This is a genomic window from Oceanococcus atlanticus (genome assembly GCF_002088235.1).
Classification (GTDB): domain Bacteria; phylum Pseudomonadota; class Gammaproteobacteria; order Nevskiales; family Oceanococcaceae; genus Oceanococcus; species Oceanococcus atlanticus.
The window spans coordinates 1-6,077 of sequence record NZ_AQQV01000008.1; the positions used below are offsets into that span (position 1 = coordinate 1).

Consider the following 6,077-nt stretch of genomic DNA (forward strand, 5'->3'; position numbering starts at 1 on the left):
TCCTCCTGAAGGAATCACCATCCGGTGTTTCAAGTTATCTGACGACGGACAGGAAACGACTGATCCTGACGCGATCGGGCCTTTGCTTTTTCACACCACTGCGATCCGAGAAGCGCACCTGCTCTGCCCGTGGCTTGCCGTCCCGCCCCTTAGCTACGACGTAAGAAATCACGTCACCAACAACGGGGCGCCTAACACCGTTCGGGAACGCTTTGATGTGGACGAAAGCAGAGCTACCGTCACCATGCCAGGAAACGAAGCCAAAGCCTCGCTCATCGTCCCAACGAGTGATTCTTCCTTGTAAACGCATGTGATTACTCGTCTTTGCTGCCTAACGCCTAAGCTCAGGTGCGTTTGAGGCGACGCCCGCTTTTGCGGTTGCAAAAGTGGGTGGCGGGTCAAACGTCACCTGCAGCGATTTGTTAGGCATCTTCTTCACCATCCCTAATGACAAACGCATCTCTGAGCTTGAAGACGTGAGGCGGGATGTCATTCGGGTCTTCTGCAATCTCTTCTGGATTGAACCGAGATTCATGAATTTCTTCAATTAGCAACGGTACGAACGTCTCCCACTGGCCCTGAGTCTCTTCGCCAAGCCGGGCGGTAAGATCAAGCTCTATGACCAAACCTGCTGCAGCTTGGTGAGGCGCACGCGACAGCGCATTGCAAAATTGTTCCGCTAAAGGCTCTGGCAAGCCAGCAACGATTTCGGGAAGCAGCTTAGGATGGAAATCGAAGCTAACACAATGCTCTCCGAAGCCCATGTCGCAGTTCGCAGAAGCCGTAACAATTTCATTACTCACGACACCGAATAAGTTGAGGCGGGTGCCCAGCATGACTAGCGCCGCATCGGAATCGAACCCCATACGCAGGAGCGCCTCCCCAAAATCCGGTTTGAAACGGCGCATTGCAGGTTCTTGCAAGTACTTGGGAAGTAATAGCTTCTCAATTTCCTCCCATCGCGCTTCGATCTGATCGAACTCGACAATGACTAGCGGATCTCGCTGAGCAACCGAAAATGCAACTAGCTGACGCCCATTACAAAGCCCGAACTCCTCGCACCGGACCTCCGGATGAATTGCGTAGCTATACGCCTGTTGCACGTGTGCGGGATCGAGTACGTCTTGGTTCGGCGCCTTGGCATCCAATACAAACGCAGGCTTGTCGTCAACGTAAATCGTGTAATCCGGAATAGTAGTAACAGGATGGTTCTTTGTCCCAACGCGGATAAACGGATGCTTGAGCGATTTGCTGCGAGTGACACGAATGTCACCGGTGGGACCGTAGCCCAGACGCGACAAAATCGGCGCAACTATGAGCTCCCGCACCGAATCCTCTTTGAATTCGGGATCATCGAATATGGACGGATCAAGACTCGAAAACATAACTAGAGATGCCTAACGCCCACGTTCAGGTGCGTTTGAGGTGATGACCGCTTTTGCGGCAGCAAAAGTGGGCAGCGGGTCAAACATCACCTGCAACGTGTTGTTATGTTTCATCCGCACCGATCTCTTGCTCTCGCGCCTTTGACAATGCCGATGCCACAAGGCCTGGGGGTACAGCAATAACACCCAACCCGATCATTAAAACCAAAAACGTGAAGGTTCGTCCGCCTGCGGTGATTGGGTAAATATCACCATAGCCTACCGTCGTCAGTGTTGTAGTGGCCCACCAGATGCTGTGCAGGATGGACTTAAAGTGCTCCGGCTGAGCTTGATGCTCAAAGTAGTAAATGCCGAACGCCGCCAAGTACAGCAAAATGGCTGTTGTGATGAAGAAGAGTACCAACTCCTCTTTGGCAAGAACTAGCGCGCGATGAAACCTCTGCATTGCACGGTTGTATCGTGTGAGCTTAAGAATGCGAAATACGCGAAAAATACGAAACGCACGGAGCCCTCTGAGATCGAAGCCCAACGCCAAATAGAACGGAACTATCGCCAGTAGGTCGATGATTCCGTAGAAACTAAAGATGTAGCCGAGCTTGCTTGGAGCTGTATATACACGCAGGAAGTACTCGGCAGTGAACAACACAGTTATTACAATTTCCGAAAGCTGAAGAGCCGCCCGGAAACTTGGCGCGATTCCTGGAAGTGTTTCGATAGTAAGCGACACGATCGACAGCACTATAAGCACTATGATGCATAGATCGAACGCCCTGCCAGCCCTCGTATCTGCGCGCTGGACTACATCAGCGATGCTCATGAAACATAACGCCCACGTTGAGGTGCGTTTGAAGCGGCGCCTGCCTTTGCGGCAGCAAAGGTCAGCGGCGGGTCAAACGTCACCTCCAACGTGTTGTTAGGCGCCAACACCATATTGCTCCCTTAACTTTGACCTAGACGCATCAATAACTATTCGCAGCACAATAACCATGCCTTCAAGAAGAGGCCGTTGCGATTCTGAGTAGGCCTTTTGACCATGGAACAAGTTGCACCGCGCTTGATAAAGCAACTCCAGAAGCGCACTAGGCTTCCCGTTTCGTGCAGCAGCAACTAACTTCCGATCTCGCTTGAAATCCGGTTCACCCGTTTCGTAGTTTTCGTGAAGGTAAAGCATTCCAGATTCCACTACGCTTAGAACTGTCTCAATTGCTTGGGCGCTTTCCTCGTGTTCGTAGAGGCGCCGATTTAGTTCGGAAACGCCACAAAATGCTTCAACACCTCTGGTTGCAGCTATGCGATCAGGCGGAGGGGCAAACTTTCGCTTCCCTCCCTGACTGAATGCAAACATCCGCGCTGAGCTGTGACCTTCTGCTGCTAACACACGGGCAGATTCAGCGTAGATACGGTTAAAAACGACCCAAAGTATAAAAAATTGATCGAATATGTTTTCAATAGACGGTTGCGCTACTGCGGTCGCTCTTTCAAGCCATACGTCACAAAACTCATCGAGTCGCTGTAGGTTTACTTCGATCATAGCCATTGGCGCCTAACGCCCACGTTCAGGTGCGTTTGAGGCGATGACCGCTTTTGCGGCAGCAAAAGTGGGCAGCGGGTCAAACGTCACCTGCAACGTGTTGTTAGCCGTCATTCGGCCTGGAGGTGTTCTATGTCGATATAGAACCCTGCTTTCTGTAACCCCGCCGCCAGTTTGTTCTTTGTCTCCTGAATGGACTTTTCAAACGGGATGTAGATCAGCCCGTTGATATCCGAAGGTAGTTCAAGGCTACCTTTGTGAAGAATTGCCACACGCTCCCTGCCGAGCTTGGCCAAGAACATGCCCATCTCAAGCACGACATTCTGCCTAGCTCGAAACTTCTTTTCAGCATCGGCATTTGCCTTATGCCCCTCGTCGTCGGGGGTTAGAAGAACGACCGCGTATGGAACATCGGTGCTCGCTATCAAGGCCTCGATAATCGTTTTTCCATCAGGCGTCATGTTTCCAAGGATGACTGGTTTGATGTTCATCCTCAGGAGCATGAGCTCCAGTTGATCGCGAGCCTCTGTATCATGGCCATAGACGATAAAGACCTTGGGCTCCTTCACCGCCACCGCAGGTTTTGCTCCCTGGGCGGCGTTTCCTGCAGGGGCAGGTGCTGGTTGTGCTCCACCGTTTACGACGGCTTGAAGAAGCGTCTTTTCTTCGCAGTCGCGTCCTTGCACGACCACCTTGCCTGAGCTGTACCAATTGGCCCGCGTTCCCTCGGGCAAGACCGCTTGTTGGCCATGTTGAATGTCTTTGACATCAGTGACGGCCAATCCATGACTGGTTATTGCCGCCACTAAATCCTCCCAACTCCACTTTTTCACCAAAGTCTCCTTATTGGTTCTTTTTGACGGCTAACGCCCACGTTGAGGTGCGTTTGAAGCGGCGCCTGCCTTTGCGGTAGCAAAGGTCAGCGACGGGTCAAACGTCACCTCCAACGTGTTGTTAGGTTAGTGCCTGAGAAAAGCACCAAAGCTAGCCATAGTGTTGCTCCGCTACGTTCTTTGAAAGTTCCTCCAGTCGCTCATTCACCCCGAAGCTAATCACGTGGATGAGCTCACGAATTTCCTGAAGCTCAGTGTCGGAGAAGCGCATTGAGGGAAGAACCTCTATCGCCGAAGGTTTACCCTCAATGGTAATTGGCCTGATCTTCCGAGCCTGAACGTCCGTGTGCGCGTATACCTCGTTGCGGAGCGTCAACAACCGCCCGTGCAGCTCTTTCTGCTGCTGATTGAGGCCTCGCAGGATTCTCTTTGGAAATTTGGCCCAACTGCGGCTTTCAGTAAATGGCCGGCCATACGAGACAACTAGCGACGTTACGTAAGCGGCTTGATGGAGGTATTTTTTCCAATGTACCTCCCAGGGCTCGAAGTGCCACCCTTTTACACGAAGCTGATCAGCGAAGAACGCCGCATGGCTGAGGTCGAGCTGAGCGACGTAAAGAAGTTGGAAGGTCTCGTGGGAGTTGTCTTTGGCGGACGGCATAAATTGGCACCAAGAACCTAACGCCTGAGCTCAGCTGCGTTTGAGTCGACGGGAGGGCTTGGCGTAGCCAAACCGAGCGGCGAGTCAAACGTCAGCTGCAGCGATTTGTTAGGCGCGCCCTTCACTTGGCCACCCTTTGGCCCCATGACCATATCGACAAGCTGTCCCGAGAACAGCACCCCCAAGTGTCCATCATCTAGCGACAGTCCCAATTCTCGCTGCTGGAGAAAAGCGCGGACATCCATCTGAGTCTTTTCCTTCAGGCATGAAATTACATAGTCGACAAATCCATCGACGACGTCACGTTCATTCTCCAGAAGATCCAAACCAACAGAACTCTGGGCGACACCAAATGCCCTTTCCCACATCGTGGAATAGGTTTTGAAAACAGGCACTCGTCCATTGAAATAGAGCTCGTTGAACTTGAGCTTGTCAACGACAACATTACCGTGCAGCAGGTCATTTCGTTCATTGACCAGAGAGTGGTAGCGCCTACAGGCCTCATGCGAATAATCAACTGCACTTTCGAAACCAACGCAATTGTGGGAGAGCCCCCTGACCCGCACATCTATAGGTTGCCGAAAAAGATTCTCACGAAGCCGGTCGTCTGCCTTAAGTTCCGGCTTCATTTGCATGTACATTAGGAGATTGACGAAAGCCTCTGCCATCACTGGCAGCATAGACCTTATGCCAAAGCAAAGGCCGGTTGCCCGAGAAATAGTCTGGGCATGGCGGTTCCAAACTTTGGACCATTCTTCTGTGCTGTCAAAGTCAGTCACAGATTTAGGCTGATCTTCCTGACTTGGTACCTCCAATGAGGCCAATTCTTTGTCCAAGCAATCGACAGCTGCTCTGATACGCTGGTAGGGGTTGATGAATTCGATCCAATGTTCAAGCTTTTTTCGAATCTCACCCATCGATTTGCCGTATTGCGGAAACGACTGCTTGATGTCGGCGATCAACACTTCAAGTGACTCAGATTCCAACGCCGCGCCAGAAACCCAAATCTCGGTTCTAAAGTTGTGCCCTTGAATCAGATAGAGGCGGTCCTCAGCCCGCAGTGACCACTCCCAGTGAATGAGGTTGTCGGAATGATCGGCTCTAAGCAAGTTTTGGATGCCGTTTGGAGGGCCAAAACGAGCATACAGGTAGCAGTAAAAGTCGATCGGCTTGATCTGGTTTTGCAGCTTCCAAAATGTATCGAAACTGGGCCGGTCCTCCGCCTGAAGCAGTGCCACGAAGTCGGGAGGATTTACTGCGACAAATTTATCAACGATGCCTGGAATCAGCTTCATAGCGCCTAACGCCCACGTTCAGGTGCGTTTGAGGCGATGACCGCTTTTGCGGCAGCAAAAGTGGGCAGCGGGTCAAACGTCACCTGCAGCGATTTGTTAGCCGCCAACACTCCCAGTTGCACCCAACATGGGTAGCTACCCAAGCGTTTCACCAGACACCAGCCAGAAATATTCGTTTTCATACGTGGAAACGGTACTACATAGTTCGCCCAACAAAGAGGCTACTTGATCTGTACTTGGGAAATTCTTGAGAACTTCGAAAGAACTGCCATCGACAAGCGACCTGTTCTGATACGTATCCCCCGCCCCCGTTGTCCGAGAAATAGGTGTACTACTTCCCGGCACAAACCGATTATCAAAAAGAACGACGCG

At 51.7% G+C, this 6,077-nt stretch carries 8 protein-coding genes; all 8 read right to left on the reverse strand.

From position 1 onward, the window contains the following. Positions 1 to 34: 34 nt before the first annotated feature. Positions 35 to 310: a cold shock domain-containing protein gene (locus ATO7_RS17275; RefSeq protein ID WP_083563537.1), complete on the reverse strand. Its 276-nt coding sequence runs from the start codon at positions 308 to 310 to the stop codon at positions 35 to 37. Between the two features lie 112 nt (positions 311 to 422). Beyond that, positions 423 to 1,385 (reverse strand): type I restriction enzyme HsdR N-terminal domain-containing protein, encoded by a 963-nt coding sequence (locus ATO7_RS16580; protein WP_083563538.1) that lies wholly within the window; start codon positions 1,383 to 1,385, stop codon positions 423 to 425. Between the two features lie 103 nt (positions 1,386 to 1,488). Beyond that, positions 1,489 to 2,202 carry an ion transporter gene (locus ATO7_RS16585; protein ID WP_083563539.1) on the reverse strand — a complete coding sequence of 238 codons (714 nt, stop codon included), beginning with the start codon at positions 2,200 to 2,202 and terminating at the stop codon, positions 1,489 to 1,491. A gap of 96 nt (positions 2,203 to 2,298) precedes the next feature. Then, positions 2,299 to 2,916 carry a hypothetical protein gene (locus ATO7_RS16590; RefSeq protein ID WP_146680421.1) on the reverse strand — a complete coding sequence of 206 codons (618 nt, stop codon included), beginning with the start codon at positions 2,914 to 2,916 and terminating at the stop codon, positions 2,299 to 2,301. Between the two features lie 110 nt (positions 2,917 to 3,026). Further along, complete coding sequence (locus ATO7_RS17165; protein ID WP_158523257.1) at positions 3,027 to 3,749, reverse strand: TIR domain-containing protein; 723 nt, start codon at positions 3,747 to 3,749, stop codon at positions 3,027 to 3,029. A gap of 151 nt (positions 3,750 to 3,900) precedes the next feature. Then, a complete protein-coding gene (locus tag ATO7_RS16600; protein WP_083563542.1) occupies positions 3,901 to 4,410 on the reverse strand; it encodes a hypothetical protein in 510 nt (169 codons plus the stop codon). A 17-nt stretch (positions 4,411 to 4,427) separates the two neighbouring features. Beyond that, entirely contained in the window at positions 4,428 to 5,705 is a 1,278-nt protein-coding gene (locus ATO7_RS16605; RefSeq protein ID WP_206044967.1) for a hypothetical protein, read from the reverse strand. 135 nt (positions 5,706 to 5,840) lie between these two features. Then, a partial coding sequence (locus tag ATO7_RS17050; protein WP_206044968.1) for a hypothetical protein occupies positions 5,841 to 6,077 on the reverse strand: 237 nt, incomplete at its 5' end.